At 54.1% G+C, this 482-nt stretch carries 1 protein-coding gene; it reads left to right on the forward strand.

All coding sequences use genetic code 11. The annotated features are described in order from the left end of the window. A partial coding sequence (locus tag QP884_RS11230) for an IS30 family transposase (RefSeq protein WP_284822064.1) occupies positions 1-482 on the forward strand: 482 nt, incomplete at both ends.

Consider the following 482-nt stretch of genomic DNA (forward strand, 5'->3'; position numbering starts at 1 on the left):
CGCGAGCTCATCTTTGATCTTGACCGGCAAGGCAAAGGTGTACGTGAGATAGCTCGGCGTCTTCAGCGCTCTGCTGGCACTATCAGCAAGGAGCTTAAACGCAACCGGGATGAATTTGGGGTGTATCTTCCCACGCATGCGCACCGTAAATCGGTGTTGCGTAGGTTTAGACCGAAAAAGCGCAAGATTGATGCCAATCCACGTTTGCGCACCGTGGTCTGGGCGATGGTGAAAGATAGGTACTCGCCGGAGCAGATTTCTGGGAGGTTGCGCAGTCGCTATCCCGGTGATGAGACTATGTACGTGTGTCCTGAAACTATTTATCAGTCTTTGTATTTCCAGGCTAAAGGCGAGTTGAAAAAGGAAGTCGCTGCTGCACTGCGTCGCGGTCACGCCCAACGTCGACCTCGTGGCACGCGCAGTGCCCGCAGGCGGTTTGTTGACCCTATGGTGATGATTTCCGACCGGCCAGCAGAAGTAGA

The sequence above is a fragment of the Corynebacterium tuberculostearicum genome, assembly GCF_030229345.1.
Classification (GTDB): Bacteria; Actinomycetota; Actinomycetes; order Mycobacteriales; family Mycobacteriaceae; genus Corynebacterium; species Corynebacterium tuberculostearicum_G.